General features: G+C 62.9%; 17 protein-coding genes. 9 read left to right on the forward strand and 8 right to left on the reverse strand.

Annotated features, from left to right (window positions below; genetic code table 11):
- Positions 1 to 43: 43 nt before the first annotated feature.
- Positions 44 to 397, forward strand: a complete 354-nt coding sequence (locus QTL95_RS10385) for a DUF952 domain-containing protein (RefSeq protein ID WP_289719894.1) — start codon at positions 44 to 46, stop codon at positions 395 to 397.
- Positions 394 to 1,482 (forward strand): quinone-dependent dihydroorotate dehydrogenase, encoded by a 1,089-nt coding sequence (locus QTL95_RS10390; RefSeq protein WP_289719895.1) that lies wholly within the window; start codon positions 394 to 396, stop codon positions 1,480 to 1,482. The genes QTL95_RS10385 and QTL95_RS10390 overlap by 4 nt, the downstream gene beginning before the upstream one ends.
- Here QTL95_RS10390 and QTL95_RS10395 read toward each other — a convergent pair.
- Genes QTL95_RS10395 through QTL95_RS10405 form a run of 3 tightly spaced genes read right to left on the reverse strand, consistent with a single transcriptional unit; the run spans position 1,458 to position 3,595 of the window.
- Positions 1,458 to 2,801: an MATE family efflux transporter gene (locus QTL95_RS10395; protein ID WP_289719896.1), complete on the reverse strand. Its 1,344-nt coding sequence runs from the start codon at positions 2,799 to 2,801 to the stop codon at positions 1,458 to 1,460. The genes QTL95_RS10390 and QTL95_RS10395 overlap by 25 nt on opposite strands.
- A 28-nt stretch (positions 2,802 to 2,829) precedes the next feature.
- Positions 2,830 to 3,327 carry a CAP domain-containing protein gene (locus QTL95_RS10400; RefSeq protein ID WP_289719897.1) on the reverse strand — a complete coding sequence of 166 codons (498 nt, stop codon included), beginning with the start codon at positions 3,325 to 3,327 and terminating at the stop codon, positions 2,830 to 2,832.
- 1 nt (position 3,328) lies between these two features.
- Complete coding sequence (locus QTL95_RS10405) at positions 3,329 to 3,595, reverse strand: DUF6460 domain-containing protein (RefSeq protein ID WP_037187624.1); 267 nt, start codon at positions 3,593 to 3,595, stop codon at positions 3,329 to 3,331.
- Positions 3,596 to 3,740: 145 nt separating this feature from the next.
- On the opposite strand from QTL95_RS10405, the gene QTL95_RS10410 reads away from it, so the two are divergent.
- The 5 genes from QTL95_RS10410 to pdeM all read left to right on the forward strand — a co-directional run bounded on the left by QTL95_RS10410 (position 3,741) and on the right by pdeM (position 9,918).
- Positions 3,741 to 4,673, forward strand: a complete 933-nt coding sequence (locus tag QTL95_RS10410; RefSeq protein WP_289720350.1) for a class I SAM-dependent DNA methyltransferase — start codon at positions 3,741 to 3,743, stop codon at positions 4,671 to 4,673.
- 195 nt (positions 4,674 to 4,868) lie between these two features.
- Positions 4,869 to 5,504: a YitT family protein gene (locus QTL95_RS10415; RefSeq protein WP_289719898.1), complete on the forward strand. Its 636-nt coding sequence runs from the start codon at positions 4,869 to 4,871 to the stop codon at positions 5,502 to 5,504.
- Between the two features lie 143 nt (positions 5,505 to 5,647).
- Positions 5,648 to 6,403: an ABC transporter substrate-binding protein gene (locus tag QTL95_RS10420; protein WP_289719899.1), complete on the forward strand. Its 756-nt coding sequence runs from the start codon at positions 5,648 to 5,650 to the stop codon at positions 6,401 to 6,403.
- A gap of 99 nt (positions 6,404 to 6,502) precedes the next feature.
- Positions 6,503 to 9,013, forward strand: coding sequence for a ligase-associated DNA damage response DEXH box helicase (locus tag QTL95_RS10425; RefSeq protein ID WP_289720351.1), 2,511 nt, complete (start codon positions 6,503 to 6,505; stop codon positions 9,011 to 9,013).
- Between the two features lie 179 nt (positions 9,014 to 9,192).
- Positions 9,193 to 9,918 carry a ligase-associated DNA damage response endonuclease PdeM gene (gene pdeM, locus QTL95_RS10430; RefSeq protein ID WP_289720352.1) on the forward strand — a complete coding sequence of 242 codons (726 nt, stop codon included), beginning with the start codon at positions 9,193 to 9,195 and terminating at the stop codon, positions 9,916 to 9,918.
- A 6-nt stretch (positions 9,919 to 9,924) separates the two neighbouring features.
- Here the strand turns inward: pdeM and QTL95_RS10435 are convergent, their stop codons facing one another.
- The 3 genes from QTL95_RS10435 to QTL95_RS10445 form a co-directional block, all read right to left on the reverse strand.
- Positions 9,925 to 10,506 carry a transglycosylase SLT domain-containing protein gene (locus tag QTL95_RS10435; RefSeq protein WP_289719900.1) on the reverse strand — a complete coding sequence of 194 codons (582 nt, stop codon included), beginning with the start codon at positions 10,504 to 10,506 and terminating at the stop codon, positions 9,925 to 9,927.
- A gap of 109 nt (positions 10,507 to 10,615) precedes the next feature.
- On the reverse strand, positions 10,616 to 11,422 hold the full coding sequence (locus tag QTL95_RS10440) for a TIGR02186 family protein (protein WP_289719901.1): 807 nt from the start codon (positions 11,420 to 11,422) through the stop codon (positions 10,616 to 10,618).
- Entirely contained in the window at positions 11,422 to 12,345 is a 924-nt protein-coding gene (locus tag QTL95_RS10445; RefSeq protein WP_289719902.1) for a sulfite exporter TauE/SafE family protein, read from the reverse strand. The genes QTL95_RS10440 and QTL95_RS10445 overlap by 1 nt, the downstream gene beginning before the upstream one ends.
- 291 nt (positions 12,346 to 12,636) lie before the next feature.
- Between QTL95_RS10445 and QTL95_RS10450 the strand changes: the two genes are divergently transcribed.
- Positions 12,637 to 13,188, forward strand: a complete 552-nt coding sequence (locus QTL95_RS10450; RefSeq protein WP_289720353.1) for a DUF922 domain-containing Zn-dependent protease — start codon at positions 12,637 to 12,639, stop codon at positions 13,186 to 13,188.
- Positions 13,189 to 13,314: 126 nt separating this feature from the next.
- The gene (locus tag QTL95_RS10455) at positions 13,315 to 14,646 is read left to right on the forward strand and encodes a hemolysin family protein (RefSeq protein ID WP_289719903.1); all 1,332 of its coding nucleotides are present in this window, start codon (positions 13,315 to 13,317) and stop codon (positions 14,644 to 14,646) included.
- A 57-nt stretch (positions 14,647 to 14,703) separates the two neighbouring features.
- Here QTL95_RS10455 and QTL95_RS10460 read toward each other — a convergent pair whose 3' ends face one another.
- Both QTL95_RS10460 and QTL95_RS10465 read right to left on the reverse strand, forming a co-directional pair.
- Positions 14,704 to 16,920 carry a 3-hydroxyacyl-CoA dehydrogenase NAD-binding domain-containing protein gene (locus tag QTL95_RS10460; protein ID WP_289719904.1) on the reverse strand — a complete coding sequence of 739 codons (2,217 nt, stop codon included), beginning with the start codon at positions 16,918 to 16,920 and terminating at the stop codon, positions 14,704 to 14,706.
- A gap of 146 nt (positions 16,921 to 17,066) precedes the next feature.
- Positions 17,067 to 18,275, reverse strand: coding sequence for an acetyl-CoA C-acetyltransferase (locus QTL95_RS10465; RefSeq protein ID WP_289719905.1), 1,209 nt, complete (start codon positions 18,273 to 18,275; stop codon positions 17,067 to 17,069).
- Positions 18,276 to 18,389 lie beyond the last annotated feature (114 nt).

Consider the following 18,389-nt stretch of genomic DNA (forward strand, 5'->3'; position numbering starts at 1 on the left):
TTGCGGCAAAGCCCGGGAAAGACCAGCCAATCATGAGGCCATCATGACCCTGACACCGACGCTTTACAAGATCGTGACGGAAACCCTGTGGCAGGATGCCCGCAAGGCCGGCGTTTTCCGGGGCGCCGCCATCGATCTCAAGGATGGCTTCATCCATTTCTCGACGGCGGAACAGGCAAGGCAGACCGCCGCGCTGCATTTCGCCGGCCAGTCGGGACTGTTGCTCGTCGCCGTCGATGGCGCTCGGCTGGGTGACAAGCTCATTTTCGAGCCGTCGCGCGGCGGCGATCTCTTCCCTCATCTCTATGCGGATCTGCCTTTGTCGACGGTGCTTTGGGAAAAGCCCCTGCCGCTCGACGACGCAGGCCAACACATCTTTCCGGACCTACAGCCATGATCGACCTCTTCAAGCATGCCGCCCGCAAGGGTCTCTTTCTCTTCGACCCGGAAACGGCGCACGGCATGTCGATCGCGGCCCTGAAATCGGGCCTCGTGCCGGCCTGCCGCGTGGCGCCCGATCCGCGCCTGCGCCAGACGGTGTCAGGTCTCCATTTCGCCAATCCGATCGGCATGGCCGCCGGTTACGACAAGAACGCCGAAGTGCCGGAAGCGCTACTGAACATCGGCTTCGGCTTTACGGAGATCGGCACCGTGACGCCGAAGCCGCAATCCGGAAATCCGCGCCCGCGCATCTTTAGGTTGGTCGAGGATGAGGGCGTGATCAATCGCCTCGGCTTCAACAACGAGGGCCACGACGCGGCCTTTGCCCGCCTCTCGGCTGTCAGGGGCAACGGTATCATCGGCGTGAATATCGGCGCCAACAAGGATAGCGACGATCGCATCGACGACTACGTCCAGGGCATCCGCCGCTTCTATTCCGTCGCCCGTTACTTCACCGCCAACATCTCCTCGCCCAATACACCCGGCCTGCGTGATCTCCAGGCGCGCGAAAGCCTCGCGGCGCTGCTATCCGCGGTCCTTGCCGCGCGCGACGAGGAGGCCGCGAAATCGGGCAGGAAGATCCCGGTTTTTCTCAAGATTGCGCCCGATCTTACCGAAGAGGGCATGGACGATATCGCAGCCGAAGCCCTGTCGCATGCGCTGGACGGCTTGATTGTTTCCAACACCACGCTGTCGCGCGATGGCCTCAAGGATCAGCGCCAGGCAAAGGAAGCCGGCGGCCTTTCCGGCAAGCCCGTCTTCGAGAAGTCGACATCCGTGCTCGCCAAGATCCGCAAGCGTGTCGGTCCCGATCTGCCGATCATCGGTGTCGGCGGCGTGTCGTCGGCTGAAACGGCGCTTGAAAAGATCAGGGCCGGCGCCGATCTCGTGCAGCTCTATTCCTGCATGGTCTACGAAGGCCCCGGCCTTGCCGGCGAGATTGTCCGTGGCCTGTCGAAACTGCTCGACCGCGAGAAGGTCGCATCCATCCGCGACCTGCGCGACAGCAGGACCGACTACTGGGCCGCGCGGAACGTCTGATCGGCGCGCGGCTTCACCAGCATGGCGAGGAAGAAGCCGCGAAACAGCAGAAAGCTGTTCATCGCCAGCCATAGGCCGTGATTGCCGAAAAGCGGTACGAAGACCGCGAGCGCCAACAGATAGCCGGCAAACGACATCAGCATGCGGTTGCGCATGTCGCTCGACCATGTCGCGCCGATGAAGACGCCGTCCATCAGAAAGGCGAGTGCGCCTGTCAACCCGGTGACTGCCGCCCAAGGGAGGTAGGTTACGGCAGTCTGCCGCACTTCTGGCGAAGTGGTCAGGGCGGAGATGAGGCAAGGTCCCGCGATCAGGAAGAACAGCGAGATGATGCCCGCCAGTCCGAAGGACCAGATCGCCGTCAGCTTCAATCCGCGATCGAAGGCCGGCCGGTACCGCGCGCCGATCGCCCGCCCGGTAATTTGCTCGGCAGCGTTCGCCAGCCCGTCGAGATAGTAGCCCGACAGCAGGAAGAAATTCATCAGCACGGCATTGGCCGCCAGCGTCACCGCGCCGAAGCCGGTGCCGATCCGCGTCATCAGCGTGAAGGCGGCAAGCAGCACGAAGGTGCGGATGAGGATATCGCGGTTGAGCGCGAAAAGCTCCGCCAGCCGGTGCGTTGAGAAAATCTCGGTGCGTGTCGGCCGGTCAGCACGGTTGAAGCCGCGCAGAACGATGAAAAGGCCGACCAGTGCGCCGACGGTCTCGCCGACCATGGTGCCCCAGGCGACACCGGCGACGCCCCAGTTCAGCCAGATACCGAGAAAGATGGCGAGCACGATGTTGATGCCGTTGATGATCGTCTGCAACAGCAGGCCGATGGTTCCCTGGCCGCGACCGAGCACGAAGCCGAGAATGGCATAGTTTGCGAGCGCTGCCGGGCCGGCGAGAATGCGGATCGAGAAGTACGTGCTGGTCGCCTGCGCCACCGCATTCTCCGGCCCCATGAGCTTGAGACCCGCTGCCAGGAGCAGCGGCGACAGACAGAGCAGCGCCAACCCGCAGCCGACCGCCGAAATCAGCGCGCGCCAGAAGACGCCTTGCTGCGCGTGCTGATCGTGACGCCCGTAAGCCTGCGCCGTCAGCCCTGTCGTTGAGGCGCGCAGGAAGTTGAAGCTGCCGAGAATGAGATCGAAGAGCATGGCGCCGATCGCAAGGCCGGCAAGCGCGTCCGGCTGGCCCATGTGTCCGACGACGCCGGTATCGACGAGTCCAAGCAACGGTGTCGTCATGAAGCCAAGCGTCATCGGTATCGCAATGGAAAGCACCAGCCGGTGCGTCACATCGAATGCCAGCCTGTTGTCGCCGTGCGCGTCCATCTATGCCTCAGGGGGAGGCAGAATCGCCTCAGTTGGAAAGCACCATGGCCCAGTAAGGCACGTTCCTGGAAGAGGGATTATGCGCAACTGCAACGCCCAACCCGCTGTAGCGTCCGAGCATGTTTTCGAGATGGTGCGGGGAGTTGATCCAGGCGGTGACGACGGCGGGGACAGACTGCTGCCCGGCGGCGATGTTTTCCGCGGCGGGCAGCTGCACGCCGCTCGCCTTGACGCGGGGCCCGAAGCCGTCCGAAATCCCCATCACATGTTTCATCTTGCCGGCGGATGCCATGCGCTTGGCCTGGAACAATGCGGCCGCCGTTGCTGCCGGATCGACGGAAAGCGGCGGCAGCCCGTTCTTGGCGCGCAACTGGTTGACGAGCGGTAGTGCGGCCGCCGTCTGGTCGTCGCCATCGGACGGCGTGGCGGAAAATTTCGGCGCCGTTGCGCAGCTTGCAACGCCGGCGACCAGTGCGAGACCGGAAAGGCGCAGGATGCCGCGACGGGAGACATGGATCGAGTTCATATTAGCGACGCTGGCTGAAGAGACGGATGATAATGAAGATCGGGATGACGACACTCGCCCCGAGCAGCAGGTAGTCCCCGATGCGGCCGAGCGCCGAGAAGCCGCGATGCCAGATGTCGAGAATGAAATTCCTGACCCCGTAGATGAAATCGAGCGGCGCCAGGCCGAAGATATTCATGATGAAGCCGACGATCAGCGACACGACCAAAAGCTTGATCAATGTGCGGCCGATCGAGTCGCCCAGAAACTTGTTCACCTGCTCGGACATTGGCCATCTCCTGTTTATCCCTGAAATACGGGCGCGAATCGCTGCTCGCAAGCCTTTTTCAGAGCTGGCGCCCCTGCCTCTGAAATAGGACTTGAGTTTTTTTGTGGCCGCAGCCAAATGCGTGCCATCTCACAAGGTCTCCATCATGCAGCCGAACCAGCTTACCTCAGGCGATGTCATCGCGGACCGTCGCGCCGATTACGCCAAGATGCTCGACGAGGGCGGCGAGCCGGATGCGGCCGCCGAATTGATGGAGCAGGCGCTGGATCTCGTGCCGGGTTGGGCCGCCGGCTGGTATCGCCTGGCAACCTACCGCGAGAAATCCGGCAACGTGTCTGGCGCGGTCGAGGCTTACAGGCGAACGCTCGAAATCGAAGAGGACGATATCTTTGGAGCGGAGCTGAAGCTCGCCCTTCTAGGTGCCGTCGAAACACCACCCCAGCCGCCCAGCAGCTATGTGGAACGCCTGTTCGACGATTATGCCGATCGCTTCGAGACGTCCCTTGTCGGCAAGCTGGATTACAGCGTGCCGCAGAAGCTCGCCGCGCTGGTTGCCTCGACCGGGCGCCGCTACGCGCTCGCGGTCGATCTCGGCTGCGGCACCGGCCTGCTCGGCCCGGAAATTCGCGCCCGCGTCGATCGCCTCGAAGGCTTCGATCTCTCGCAGAACATGCTCGCCAAGGCCGCGGAGAAAGAGGTCTACGATCATCTCGCCCATGCCGATCTCTCGCTCGCGCCCGAGGCGACGGGACTTTTCGCGGATGGCCCGCAAGCCCGTGCCGATCTCGTGACAGCCGCCGACGTGCTGATGTATCTCGGCAATCTCGAAAGCGTCTTCGAGGCTATGGTCACGCTCGCGGCTCCCGGTGCCGATCTCGCTTTTTCGGTCGAGGACGCAGGGGCGGGCGAGGGGTTCCTCCTCGCGCCGTCGCTGCGATACGCCCACTCCGAAACCTACATCCGAGAGCTTTGCGCCCGCCATAGTCTGACGGTGGCCGACGTCGTCAAGACGATCATTCGCAAAGATGGCGCGAATGTCATTTCCGGCATTCTGTTCCTTGCACGCAAGGCGGCCTGAGCGACGGATTGTTGCGTAATTGCAATAGGTCAGTATTGCTTACGTATTTCGCTTGAAAAGCCCGTAAATCCAGCGATAATTCGTGCACAGGCCGTGAGCGCGAATGCAGCCGCGGCCGATCCTTTCCATACATAGCGTCCCGCTTGGGCATCGCCTTGGCGTTCCTGAACTTGTCTGCCGTTGGAGATTAGCGACATGACTCAGCTCATCAGTGCTCTCGGGTTCTGGAACACGAACGCCACGCGCCACACACCCGTCGAGGATGTGCAGGGCATTTTCTCCGGCAGCCTGATTTCCGCGCTCGGGCTCTACATGCTGGCGAGCGCCGGCCTGCTCACGGGCAGCACGGCAGGCATCGCATTCCTGCTGCACTATGCCTTCGGGATGAACTTCGGCCTTGCCTTCTTCCTGCTCAACCTGCCGTTCTTCTATCTCTCTTGGAAGCGCCTCGGCATCTCCTTCACCATCAAGACCTTCATCGCGATCGGTCTCACCTCGCTGCTGACAAGCCTGCAGCCGAAGGTCATGGCGATTGCCGCCATTCATCCCGCCTGGGCGGCGCTGCTCGGCGGCCTGCTTCTCGGCTTCGGTCTTCTGGCGCTCTATCGCCACCGCGCCAGCCTCGGCGGCGTCGGCATCCTTGGCATCTACATGCAGGAGCGTTTCGGCATCCGTGCCGGCCTTGTGCAGATGGCCGTCGATCTCTGCGTGCTTGCCGCCGCCTTCTTCGTGACCACGCCGCCCGTCGTGTTCTACTCCGTGCTTGGCGCCGTGGTGCTCAATCTCTTCCTCACGATCAACCATCGCGCCGACCGTTACGTCGCTCTTTGAGCGGCAGTCCGATTTCCTTGGAATAGGCCAATCCCGCACCATCGCCGTGTGTTGCCCGCTGCGGCAACCATGGGCTTGTGGAGCGGTATGGATTCGCTAATGTTGGCCTGTAAGGCAAAAACAAATTCCAAAAGGGAACAGCAATGAAGAAGATGATTTTCCTGGCGGCCACGGCGCTGCTTGGCATGGCTCACCTGGCTTCGGCGGAGGATACGATCCGCATCGCGACCGAAGGCGCATACCCGCCCTTCAACTATGTGGAATCGGACGGAAGCCTGAAGGGCCTTGATGTCGACATGGCCAATGCGCTGTGCGAGGAGATGAAGGCGAAGTGCACGATCGTCGCTCAGGATTGGGACGGTATCATTCCTGGCCTGCTCGCCAAGAAATACGATGCCATCGTCGCCTCTATGAGCATCACCGAAGAGCGCAAGAAGCAGATCGACTTCACCAATAAATACTACACCACCCCGCTGGCCGTCGCCGTCCCCAAGGACAGCCCGATCAAGGGTGTTTCCGTCGAGGACATGAAGGGCAAGGTCGTTGGCGCCCAGGCATCGACGACGCAGGCGGATTACCTGAACGACGTCTATGCCAAGGGCGGCGTGGAAGCCAAGATGTACCCCACTCAGGACGAAGCGGTCGCCGACCTCCAGAACGGTCGTATGGATGCGTTGATCTCCGACAAGTTCGTGGTCGTGGACTGGCTGAACAAGGCCGGCAAGGATTGCTGCAAGCTGCTCGGCGACGTGCCCGGAACGGAGACGCAGGCCGGCATCGGCATCCGCCAGGGTGAGACCGAACTCAAGGAGCGCTTCAACAAGGCGATCGATGCGCTGGTCGCCAACGGCACCTACCAGAAGATCACCCGCAAGTACTTCCCCTTCGATATCTACTGATCGCGCTCATGCATAAGTGCGGAGGCGTATCGTCTCTGCACTTCAAAGATGGCAGCCCCGCCGCCTTCTCATCGGCGCGGTTTGAACTACATTCAGGCGGTGGACCAGATCGATAGCGAACGCGTGATATCCCTGCCTGCCCCCTTCACCCGCTGGTTCGCGGAGAAGGGCTGGCAGCCGCGCAGGCATCAGCTGGAGCTTCTGGCGCGCTCTGAAGCCGGCGAAAGCACGCTGCTGATCGCGCCCACCGGCGCCGGCAAGACGCTGGCAGGCTTTCTCCCGTCGCTGACCGATCTTACCCGCCGCGGCAAAATCCCGCCCGGTTCGGCCTTCACCGGCATCCATACACTCTACGTCTCGCCGCTGAAGGCGCTGGCGGTCGATATCGAGCGCAACCTCATGAAGCCCGTCGAGGAGATGGGGCTGCCTGTTACCGTCGAGAACCGCACCGGCGACACGCCCGTTTCCAAGCGTCAGCGCCAGAAGCTCAGCCCGCCCGACATCCTGCTGACGACGCCGGAGCAGGTAGCGCTGCTGCTTGCCAATGGCGAGGCCGAGCGGTTCTTCAAGGATCTCAGATACATCATCTTCGATGAACTGCACTCGCTGGTCACTTCGAAGCGCGGTCACATGCTCTCGCTGGGTTTGGCGCGGCTGAGGCGCCATGCGCCGAACCTGCAGACGATCGGCCTTTCGGCAACCGTTGCCGAGCCATTGGAACTGCAGAAGTGGCTGGTGGCGCAGAAGAAAGGCGAGGAGCGCCGTTCAGGCATCGTCACCGTCGACGGCGGGGCCAAGCCTGACATTTCGATCCTTTCGACCGAGGAGCGCATTCCCTGGTCCGGGCACTCGGCGAAATACGCTATCCCCGATGTCTACAAGCAGCTTCTAGAGCACCAGACGACGCTGCTCTTCGTCAATACCCGCAGCCAGGCGGAGATGCTGTTTCAGGAGCTCTGGACGGTCAACGACGATAATCTGCCGATCGCGCTACATCACGGCTCGCTCGATGTCGGCCAGCGGCGCAAGGTGGAGGCGGCGATGGCGGCGAACCGGCTGCGCGCCGTGGTCGCCACCTCGACCCTCGACCTCGGTATCGACTGGGGCGATGTCGATCTGGTCATCCATGTCGGCGCGCCGAAGGGGGCGTCTCGGCTGGCGCAGCGCATCGGCCGCGCCAACCACCGGATGGACGAGCCCTCAAAGGCGATCCTCGTTCCTGCCAACCGCTTCGAGGTCATGGAGTGTCAGGCAGCCCTCGACGCCAATTATATCGGCGCGCAGGACACGCCGCCGGTCGGTCGCGGCGCGCTCGACGTGCTCGCCCAGCATGTTCTCGGCATGGCCTGCGCCGAGCCATTCGACATGCTGGAGCTCTATGACGAGATCATCAGCGCTTCGCCCTATGCGGATCTTTCCTGGGAAACATTCGAACGCATCGTCGATTTCGTCGCCACGGGCGGCTACGCGCTGCGCACCTATGAGCGCTATGCCCGCATCCGCAAGACCAGGGAGGGCCGCTGGCGCGTCTCCAATCCGCAGGTCGCTCAGCAATACCGGCTGAATTCAGGCACGATCGTCGAGAGCCCGATGCTGAACCTGAAGATGGTGAAGCGCGGCGAGGGCGGCCGCATCGGTCGCGGCGGCGCCACGCTTGGAAAGATGGAGGAATACTTCTTCGAGCAGCTGTCGCCCGGCGACACTTTCATCTTCTCCGGCAAGGTGCTGCGTTTCGAAGGCATCCGCGAGAACGAGGCGCTTGCCAGCCAGGCCTATTCCAACGACCCGAAAATCCCGTCCTACGCCGGCGGCAAGTTTCCGCTCTCCACCTATCTCGCCGATCAGGTGCGCTCGATGCTGGATGATCCCGACCGCTGGCACCGGCTGCCGGACCAGGTGCGGGACTGGCTGGCGATCCAAAAGGAGAAATCGATCCTGCCGAAGCGCGACGAGCTGCTGATCGAGACCTTCCCGCGCGGTAGCCGCTGCTACATGGTCGCCTATCCCTTCGAGGGGCGGCTGGCGCACCAGACGCTCGGCATGCTCCTCACCCGTCGACTTGAACGCGCGGGCGCCAAGCCGCTCGGCTTCGTCGCCACCGATTATTCGCTCGGCATCTGGGGGCTGGAGGACATGGGGCGGATGATCGCTGGCGGCCGCCTCAGCCTCTCTGATCTCTTCGACGAGGACATGCTGGGCGACGATCTCGAAAGCTGGCTCGACGAATCCTTCCTTTTGAAGCGCACCTTCCGCAATTGCGCCGTGATTGCAGGTTTGATCGAGCGCCGGCATCCGGGCAAGGAAAAGAGCGGCCGGCAGGTGACGGTTTCGGCCGATCTGATCTACGACGTGCTGCGCACCCACGAGCCGGATCATATCCTGCTGCAGGCGACGCGGCAGGATGCGGCAACGGGTCTTTTGGACATCGGCCGTCTTGGCGATATGCTGAAGCGAATCAAGGGGCACATCACCCACCGCCCGCTGGAGCACATCTCGCCGCTCGCCGTGCCCGTCATGCTGGAGATCGGCAAGGAGCATGTGCATGGTGAGGCGCATGATCATCTGCTGGCGGAGGCGGCGGACGATCTGATTGCCGAGGCTTTGGAATAAAGTCCCCTCCCCAACCCCTCCCCACAAGGGGGAGGGGCTATCTGCCGCATCGCCGAGGTTCTGATCTAGGCAGAGCGGCGCCACGAGTCTTCTCCCCCCTTGTGGGGGAGATGCCCGGCAGGGCAGAAAGGGCCTTTTGGCCGTCCTCCCCGCCTAGACACTGGAAAGAAACAAACGTGATGAACCGGCTGGCGCTGGCGCGAGAATTGAACGGGATTGCGGCGATGCCGGGCGTGGAAACGTCCGTGCACGGGATCGCGGCCGTCTGCGATCCGCTGGGCGGCCTTTACCTGCCCGACACGGGCGTCCTCGTCGTCTCCGACCTGCATCTGGAAAAGGGCGCCGCCTTCGCCCGCCGAGGCATGATGCTGCCGCCCTATGACACGCTGGCGACGCTGACCGTGCTCTCGGCCGTCATCACCCGCTACGATCCGAAGCTGGTGGTCTCGCTCGGCGACAATTTTCATGATCGCATCGGCTCCGCGCATATGCCGGAGACGTTTCGCACGCTGATATCTGATATGGCGCGCGGCCGCGAGTGGATATGGATCAACGGCAACCACGATCCCGACGGGACCGTCGACCTGCCCGGCGCCTGCGCCGACGAATTGCAATACGGCGGGCTGACCTTCCGGCACGAGCCCAAGGGCGGGCTGCAGAGCGGCGAGATCGCGGGACACCTGCACCCTTCCGCCACCGTGCGCCGACGCGAGAAATCCGTCCGCCGCCCATGCTTCGCGACCGATGGTGACCGCCTCCTGATGCCGGCCTTCGGGGTGATGAGCGGCGGGCTCGATCTCCGTCACAAGGCGATGACCGGCCTGTTCAACCAGCCGTCGCTGATCGCCCATCTCCTCGGCCGCGACCGGATCTATTCCGTCCGCTTTGGGAGCCTGCTCGGCTAACCTAGCTCAATTGCATCCCTGCAGCTGCCGCTGATACGTCGCCGCCATGCCGGCGAAGCGCTGCGCGGTCTTCTGCAGCTGCGCGTTCGAGCGCCAGTCGCCGCGCATGTAACCCTTGGGGCCGGAGTAATAGGCGAGATAGAGGCTGTAGGCGTCGTTGAGCTGGATGCCGGTGACCTTGCTGTTTTGCAGATGATACCAGCCGATGAAATCGATCGCGTCGGCGAAGTTGGTGCGCCGCGCCGCCCAGTTGCCTGTGGCCGATTGATAGTGATCCCAGGTGCCGTCGAGCGCCTGCGAATAGCCGTAGGCCGTGGACGCCCGTGTCCAGGGAATGAAGCCGAAGAGCTTGGTGCGGGGAGGGCGCGCGTTCGGCTGGAAGCCCGATTCCGTATACATCGTCGCCATCAGGATCGGCACCGGAACGCCGTATTTGCGCTCGGCCTTTTCCGCGGCGCGTTGCCAGTTGGAGAAAAGCCCGTCGCGCTGGTCGAACACCGCGCATATATTTCGGGTCTGTTTCGGAGCCGTGGCACAACCGGCAACCAACGCCAGCAGCACGACAGCGAGGAGGGTACGGATACGCATGACTGATGAACCTCTCGTGTCGAGAGATTACTAACTGGTAAATATTAATGAGGGGTTTTTAGGCGACTGTGCCGATCCGCATCATGTGGAAAACGGCGCTTTCGCGCAATCAATCCTTGCGGAACACCACGCTTGCGCCCCAGCCGGTCACCAGCGCCAGAAGCACGGCAAACGCACCATAGGCGATCGGCTGCTCATGCGCGGCATCGGTAATCGTCTGCTCGATGCCCGTCTTGATGACGCGCAGCGGCACGGACTTTTCGGTAATGAACTTGCCGCTCTTGAAGAGATAGGCGCGCACCGTATGCACGCCGTTCGGGATATTCGCGGGCAGCCGGAGGCTGGCCTTGAAGAGGTTGGAACTGACGAAGCGAACGCCGCTCGGGTTGCGGTCATAGAGCCCGTTGTTTTCCTGCAGCCGCCGAAACGCATTGCGGAATTCGCCGAGATTGCTGGCATTGCCGACGAAGCCGACAGGCGTCAGCGGCACGTGGTCGATACCGATGCCCTGGTCGGCGAGGTCTAGCGGCGTCGTCACGTCGTCGAGCATGCGCGAGCTCGACATGGAATAGGAATGCGGCACGGCTTCGAAGGTCATCGAGCGGGTGTTGACCCAGATGCCGAAGACGCGTTCCTTCCGGCGCACCGTTGCATCCTCGCGCGGTCCCTCGAGCACGACGACGACGTCGTACTGGCCGATCGCGAGCAGTAGGCTGTCGGTATTGGTTACCGCCCCGAAGATCGTCAGATCGGCGCCGCGAAAGTCCGAGGTGATGGCGATCTCGCTGGTGGATGTGCCGATCTCCAGCCCCTCGGCGGTCGTATTCGCCGCCTGGCCGGGCAGCAGCATCTGCGCCGAGGCAAGGCCCGGCAACAGCCAGAGGCAAAGGGTGAGTGCCGAGAGAAGCCGCCGCATCAGTTCGCGCTCCCCATGACCACGGAATAGATATCGGCGGGCGTCACCACCAGCGCGACGGCCAGACGAAGCCCGACAGCGAGGACGAGAAGGCCGAGCAGCGCCCGCAGCTGCTCGCCGCGCAGCTTCTGGCCGACCCGAACGCCGTATTGCGCACCGATGACGCCCGCCACCATCAGGATGAAGGCCAGCACGATATCGACGGAAAAGTTGGTGGCCGCCTGCACGACCGTCGTATAGGCGGTCACGAAGATGATCTGGAACAGCGACGTCCCCACAACGACGTTGGTCGGAATGCGCAGCAGGTAGATCATTGCCGGCACCATGATGAAGCCGCCGCCGACGCCCATGACCGATGTCAGGATGCCGATGCCGAAGCCGAGCGCGATAACAGGGATGACGCTGAGATAGATCTTCGACTTCTTGAACCGCATCTTCAGCGGCAGGCGGTGAACCCAGTGGTGATGTCCGGGCTTGCGAGGCGCGGCCGGGATGTTCTTCGAGGCGCGGCGCATGGCGTTCACGCTTTCGAGCAGCATCAGCGCGCCGACCGTGCCGAGAAACACCACGTAGAGCAGCGAAATGAAGAGATCGAGCTGGCCGAGACGGCGCAGCAGCGAGAAGATCCATATGCCGACTGTCGCGCCGGTCAGGCCGCCGATCAGAAGCACCGATCCGAGCTTCACATCGAGCGTGCCGCGCCGGAAATGCGTGATCGCGCCGGAAACGGAGGAGGCGACGACCTGGTTCGCACCAGTTGCGACCGCCACGACCGGAGGGATGTTGTAGAAGATCAGAAGGGGAGTGATCAGAAATCCGCCGCCCACGCCGAACATCCCGGACAGGAATCCGACGGCCGCTCCCATGCCGAGAATGATGAAGATGTTCACCGACAATTCTGCGATGGGCAGATAGATTGTCACAGCCGACCCCGATTATGAACTGCCCGGCGGCAGCCGTTCCCACGTCCTTGGAAAGGCGCACCATAACGCGAAATCATTGCCAGAGACTTTCGATAAGCGACATGGAGTTCCCTCATAGCTAAGGGATTAGGAATAATCAGGCTTTTTTCAGGTGCGGTGCGCGGGAATGGCGAAGATTTAGCCGGATTGAAAGGCGTGAACGTGCCGGCTAAGGTCGCGGCGTCGATGTCTGCTGCGGGGATTCGCGTGCGTTCTGTCTTGCCTGCTTTGCCCGTGATGGCATGTTTCTTGATGCCTGCCGCGGCGCTGGCCGAGTGGCAACCGGTCGAGCAGATCAAGACCTACGGCGTCACTGGACAGACGGGAGCCGCCCTATACCAGTCGATCGGCGAGCGTGGTCCGGGTTTCGGATCGAACGGGCGTGCCATCGCCCACACCACGTTCAAGCTGACCTGGACGCGCAAGTATGAGGCGCAGGGAAGCGCCTGCGCCATTGTCACGGCGCGCCCGAAACTCATCATCACCTATACGCTGCCCAAGCCCGAGGCCAGGCTCTCCGGCCCGGTCGCTGCCAGCTGGCAGACCTTCATCGCCGGCATCGAGAAACACGAGCGCGTGCATGGCCGGCACATCACCGAAATGGTTGGCGAGATCGAGTCAACCAGCCTCGGCTTGAGAGTGGAAGACGATGCAGCCTGCAAGAAGATCCGGGTGGAGCTGACGCGCAGGCTCGGCGCTCTCTCCGACAAGCAACGTCAGCGCGGCCGGGACTTCGACCAGGTGGAGATGAGCGACGGCGGAAACATCCGCCAGCTCATTCTCCAGCTCGTGAACGGACCCTGACGAGACCCCTCCTGCAATCGAGGTGATGGTTGTGGCGGCTATGGGGAAAGTTGATCCGCCGCTTTCGGGATCGGATTTCCCCGTGCTAAGGTTGCCGTCCCCTTTAACAGTTGAGGCACTCAACGCATGTCAGGTCAGGATGGCAGTCTTCTCGACTACGTCGGAATTCTCACCGTATTTCTGCTCGTTGCCGCAAATGGCTTCTTCGTCGCCGCCGAATTCGCCCTCGTGTCCGTCCGTCGCAGCCGCGTCTCCGAACTGGTCGCCACCGGCAGGATGAATTCCACTGCCCTCCAGCGCGCGGTCGACAATCTCGATGCGAACCTGGCCGCGACGCAGCTCGGCATCACCATTTCGTCGCTCGCCCTCGGTTGGGTCGGCGAACCGGCGCTGGCGCACCTGATCGAGCCGTTGCTCGCCTGGCTGCCCGGACAGTGGGCGGTCACCGGCTCCCATACCATTGCCGTCGTCATCGCCTTCATCATCATCACGTCCATGCATATCGTGCTCGGCGAGTTGGCGCCGAAGAGCCTTGCCCTGCAGCGCAGCGAGCAGACCTCGCTTGCCGTCGTGCGCCCGCTCGGCCTCTTCCTGCTGATCTTCAAGCCGGCGATCTTCGTGCTGAACGGCATGGGCAACCTCGTGCTGCGCGCCTGCGGCCTTCATGCCGGAACGGGAGAGTCCTCCTTCCACTCGCCGCAGGAGCTCAAGCTGCTGGTCGCCGAAAGCCAGGAGGCCGGTCTCTTGAACCAGGTGCAGCAGCAGCTGGTGGAGCGCGTGTTCAACATCGGTGAGCGACCGATATCGGACATCATGACGCCGCGACTGGATATCGACTGGATCGACGCCGAAGACAGCGACGCGGAGATATTGCAGACGATCCGGGAAAGCAGGCATGAACAGCTGCTCGTCGGCCGCGGCTCGATCGACGAACCGACGGGTATGGTCCTGAAGAAGGACTTGCTCGACCAGGTTCTCGAAGGTGGCAAGATCCGCCCCATGGATGTCATCAAGCAGCCGCTGGTGCTGCACGAGGGAACCTCGGTCGTCCGTGTGCTCGACAAGTTCAAGGCCTCGCCGGTGAGGCTGGCGATCGTCATCGACGAATACGGCAGCCTCGAAGGCATCGTCACCCAGACGGACCTGCTGGAAGCCATCGCCGGCGATCTGCCGGGCACCGACCAGGAGCCCGATATCGTCGTGCGCGAGGACGGCTCGCTGCTCGTCGATGCGATGATGCCCGCCTTCGACGCCTTTGAGCGGCTGGGGCTGCGCGAGCGGCCGGACGCCGATTTCCACACGCTGGCCGGCTTCGCACTACATCAGCTGCAGCATATTCCCGAAGCGGGCGAAACCTTCGAATTCGACGGATGGCGCTTCGAGGTCATCGATATGGACGGCATGCGCATCGACAAGATACTAGCGACGCGCACGGCTGTCGATGGGATCGATATCTGATCGGTCGCGATAAAGAAAAGCGCGGGCGCCTTGGCGTCCGCGCTGTCCATTTGTGGTTTACGCCGCCGCCCTGGCATCAGCATAGGGGTCGAAGCGCCCGTAGAACGTTTCGCCGTTGGCTGCCATCTCCTTCAAGAGCGCCGTCGGCTTGAAGTGCGGCCCGTAGAGCGAGGCGAGCTTCTCGCACAACGCCACGAAGTTCTGCACGCCCATGCCGTCAATGTAGGAGAGCACGCCGCCGGTATAGGGGGCAAAGCCGAAGCCGAGGATCGAGCCGACATCGGCCTCGCGCGGATCGGTGACGATGCCTTCTTCGATGGTGCGCGCGGCCTCGAGCGCGATGGTAACGAGGAAGCGCTGTTTCAGCACCTCGACATCGATCTCGTCGGCCTTCTTCTGCGGATAGAAGGTCTTCAGCTCCGGCCAGAGAGACTTCTTGGCGGGCTTGGCGGGATAATCGTAGAAGCCCTTGCCATTCTTGCGGCCGCGGCGATCGAGTTCGTCGACCATCCTGTTGATCAGCGCCAGGTGCCTCGGATCGACGGCTGCCTCGCCGAGATCGGCGACGGTTCCCTTCAGGATCTTCTGGCTGAGATCGATCGCCACCTCGTCGTTGAGCGACAGCGGCCCGACAGGCATGCCGGCCATCTTGGCGGCGTTTTCGATCATCGCCGGCGGCACGCCTTCGATCAGCATGTCATAGGCTTCGTGGATGTAGCGGAAGACGCAGCGGTTGACGAAGAAGCCGCGCGTGTCGTTGACCACGATCGGCGTCTTCCTGATCGCGGCGACGTAGTCGAGTGCTACGGCCAGCGCCTTGTCGCCGGTCTCCTTGCCGAGGATCACTTCGGTCAGCATCATCTTTTCGACCGGCGAGAAGAAATGCACGCCGATGAAATCGGCCGGTCGCTTCGAATTCTTGGCGAGGCCCGAGATCGGCAGGGTCGAGGTGTTGGAGGCGAAGATCGCGCCTTGGGGGAGCACGGCCTCGACAGCCTCGATCACCGCCTTCTTGACGTCGCGATCCTCGAAGACCGCCTCGATGACAAGATTGACGTCCGTGAGATCGGTATAATCGGCAGACGGCGTGATGCGCGAGAGAAGGGCTGCGCCCTCATCCTGCGTCAGGCGACCCTTACCGACTGAGTCCTTCACCAGGCCTTCGGAGACCGACTTCCCCTTAGTCGCGGCTTCCATATCGCGATCGATGAGGGTGACGGGAATGCCGGCGGCGGCGGTCACATAGGCGATCGACGCCCCCATGAAACCGGCGCCGACGACACCCACCTTCTTCAGCTCCGTCTTTGCGATGCCGGCGGGGCGGCGGGCCCCTTTGCCGAGCTCCTGCATGGAGATGAAGAGGGAACGGATCATCGAGAATGCTTCGGTGGTCTGCAGCACCTGCGTGAAGTATCGCTGCTCGATCTTCAGCGCCATATCGAAGGGAACCTGCAGGCCTTCATAGACGCATTTGAGGATGGCAAGCGCGCCGGGATAGTTGCCCGCTGTTTCGCGGCGCAGGATGGCGGGTGCTGCCGGCCAGAGCTGGGCTGCCGCCGGGGTCCAGATGCCGCCGCCGGGCGCCTTGAAGCCCTTTTCGTCCCAGGGTGCTACCGGCTTCAGGCCGTCCTTGATCATCTGCTTGGCAGCTGAAATCAGCTGATCCGGCTCGACCACCTGATGGATCAGGTTCATCGCCTTGGCACGCGAAGCCGTCAGCGACTGGCCCGTGGTCATCATCTGCAGGGCGGACTGGGCATCCGCCAGACGCGCGACACGCTGCGTGCCGCCGGCGCCCGGGAAGATGCCGACCTTGACCTCGGGCAACGCGATCTTGACCGACTTGGCATTGGAGGCGACGCGGCCGTGGCAGGCGAGCGACATCTCCAGCGCCCCGCCCATGCAGGTGCCGTTGATGGCCGAGACCCAGGGTTTGCCCGAGGTTTCCACCTTGCGGAACAGGCCGGTCATGCGGCCGACGAGATCGAAGAGCTTTTGCGACGCCGTCGACGGGTCCTTGACCTTCTCCTCGTTGTAGAAGGTGAACATCGCCTTGATCATCGACAGGTCGGCACCGCCGGAGAAGCTCGACTTGCCGGAGGTGATGACCACGCCCTTGACGGCGCTATCGGCCACTGTCTGGTCTATGATCGCATTCAGTTCGTCCATCACCTCGGAGGTGAAGACGTTCATCGACTTGCCGGGCATGTCCCAGGTGACAAGGGCAATGCCATCGGCGTCGGTCTCGACGGTGAAATTGGTGTAGGTGGTCATGATGGGATTCCTCTTCCCGTGGAATTCTCTGTTGTGCGCGGGTTAGCCCCTCCCCCTTGTGGGGAGGGGTTGGGGAGGGGAATTTGCCGCAAAAACCCCTCCCGCCTGCCGGCCACCCTCCCCACAAGGGGGAGGGTTGAACCCGATCACACCCTCTCGATCACAGTCGCCGTGCCCATGCCGGCGCCGATGCAGAGCGTCACCAGCGCGGTGTTGAGATCGCGGCGTTCCAGCTCGTCCAGCACGGTGCCCAGGATCATCGCGCCGGTGGCGCCCAGCGGGTGGCCCATGGCAATCGCGCCGCCGTTGACGTTGATCCTGTCGTGGCTGATGTCGAAGGCCTGCATATAGCGAAGCACCACGGCGGCGAAGGCCTCGTTGAGCTCGAAGAGATCGATATCCGCCAGCGTCATGCCAGTGCGTTTCAGCAGCTTCTCGGTGACATCGACCGGGCCGGTCAGCATCAGCGCCGGGTCGGAGCCGATATTGGCGAAGGCCTTGATGCGGCCGCGCGGCTTCAGCCCCATGCTTTCACCGCCCGCCTTGGATCCCAGCAGGACGGCGGCGGCGCCGTCGACGATGCCCGACGAGTTGCCGGCGTGGTGGACATAGTTGATGCGCTCGATCTCGGGATGCGCCTGGATGCCGACTGCCTCGAAGCCGCCCATCTCGCCGGGCATCTGGAAGGATGGGTTGAGGCCGGCCAATGCCTGCATGTCGGTGCCGGGGCGCATGTGCTCGTCGTGGGCGAGGATCACGAGGCCGTTCTGATCCTTCACCGGGATCACCGAGTTCTTGAAGTAACCCTTGTCCCAGGAATTGGCTGCCCGCTTCTGGCTCTCGACGGCATAGGCGTCGACGTCATCGCGGCTGAACCCGTATTTGGTGGCGATGAGATCGGCCGAGACGCCCTGCGGCATGAAATAAGCAGGGAAGTTGACCGATGGATCCATGAACCAGGCGCCGCCGGACATGCCGAGACCGACGCGCGACATGCTCTCGACACCACCGGCGATCACGATGTCATCGGCGCCTTGGGCGATCTTGGCGGCACCAAAGTTGACCGCGTCGAGGCCGGACGCGCAGAAGCGGGAGATCTGCATGCCGGGCGCCTTGGTCGAGTAGCCGGCCTCGAAGGCGGCACCTCGGGGGATGACGGCGCCGGCTTCCATGACCGGATCGACGCAGCCCATGATGATGTCGTCGACGGTTGCGGTATCGAGCCCGTTGCGGTCGCGCAGCGCCTCCAGCGTCTTGGCGGCAAGGCGCACCGACGGCACCTCGTGCAGCGAACCGTCCTTCTTGCCGCGACCGCGCGGCGTGCGGACGTGATCGTAAATGAAAACCTCGGTCATAATTCTCGTCTCCCTGGCGGCCCGGGGGCCGTGAATTGTCTCTGCTATCTTCCCTTCTACTCAAAGGGAGCTACGAGGGCGCGACGTCCGATAGGCCGCATGTGTGGCCCCCTC

The sequence above is a fragment of the Rhizobium sp. S152 genome (assembly GCF_030380735.1).
Classification (GTDB): Bacteria; Pseudomonadota; Alphaproteobacteria; order Rhizobiales; family Rhizobiaceae; genus Rhizobium.

Bases quoted from the DNA above. Each gene is read 5' to 3' on its own strand.
- QTL95_RS10385 (WP_289719894.1), top strand. From the start codon at position 44: ATGACCCTGACACCGACGCTTTACAAGATCGTGACGGAAACCCTGTGG.
- QTL95_RS10390 (WP_289719895.1), top strand. From the start codon at position 394: ATGATCGACCTCTTCAAGCATGCCGCCCGCAAGGGTCTCTTTCTCTTC.
- QTL95_RS10395 (WP_289719896.1), bottom strand. From the start codon at position 2,801: ATGGACGCGCACGGCGACAACAGGCTGGCATTCGATGTGACGCACCGG.
- QTL95_RS10400 (WP_289719897.1), bottom strand. From the start codon at position 3,327: ATGAACTCGATCCATGTCTCCCGTCGCGGCATCCTGCGCCTTTCCGGT.
- QTL95_RS10405 (WP_037187624.1), bottom strand. From the start codon at position 3,595: ATGTCCGAGCAGGTGAACAAGTTTCTGGGCGACTCGATCGGCCGCACA.
- QTL95_RS10410 (WP_289720350.1), top strand. From the start codon at position 3,741: ATGCAGCCGAACCAGCTTACCTCAGGCGATGTCATCGCGGACCGTCGC.
- QTL95_RS10415 (WP_289719898.1), top strand. From the start codon at position 4,869: ATGACTCAGCTCATCAGTGCTCTCGGGTTCTGGAACACGAACGCCACG.
- QTL95_RS10420 (WP_289719899.1), top strand. From the start codon at position 5,648: ATGAAGAAGATGATTTTCCTGGCGGCCACGGCGCTGCTTGGCATGGCT.
- pdeM (WP_289720352.1), top strand. From the start codon at position 9,193: ATGAACCGGCTGGCGCTGGCGCGAGAATTGAACGGGATTGCGGCGATG.
- QTL95_RS10435 (WP_289719900.1), bottom strand. From the start codon at position 10,506: ATGCGTATCCGTACCCTCCTCGCTGTCGTGCTGCTGGCGTTGGTTGCC.
- QTL95_RS10440 (WP_289719901.1), bottom strand. From the start codon at position 11,422: ATGCGGCGGCTTCTCTCGGCACTCACCCTTTGCCTCTGGCTGTTGCCG.
- QTL95_RS10450 (WP_289720353.1), top strand. From the start codon at position 12,637: ATGCCTGCCGCGGCGCTGGCCGAGTGGCAACCGGTCGAGCAGATCAAG.
- QTL95_RS10455 (WP_289719903.1), top strand. From the start codon at position 13,315: ATGTCAGGTCAGGATGGCAGTCTTCTCGACTACGTCGGAATTCTCACC.
- QTL95_RS10460 (WP_289719904.1), bottom strand. From the start codon at position 16,920: ATGACCACCTACACCAATTTCACCGTCGAGACCGACGCCGATGGCATT.
- QTL95_RS10465 (WP_289719905.1), bottom strand. From the start codon at position 18,275: ATGACCGAGGTTTTCATTTACGATCACGTCCGCACGCCGCGCGGTCGC.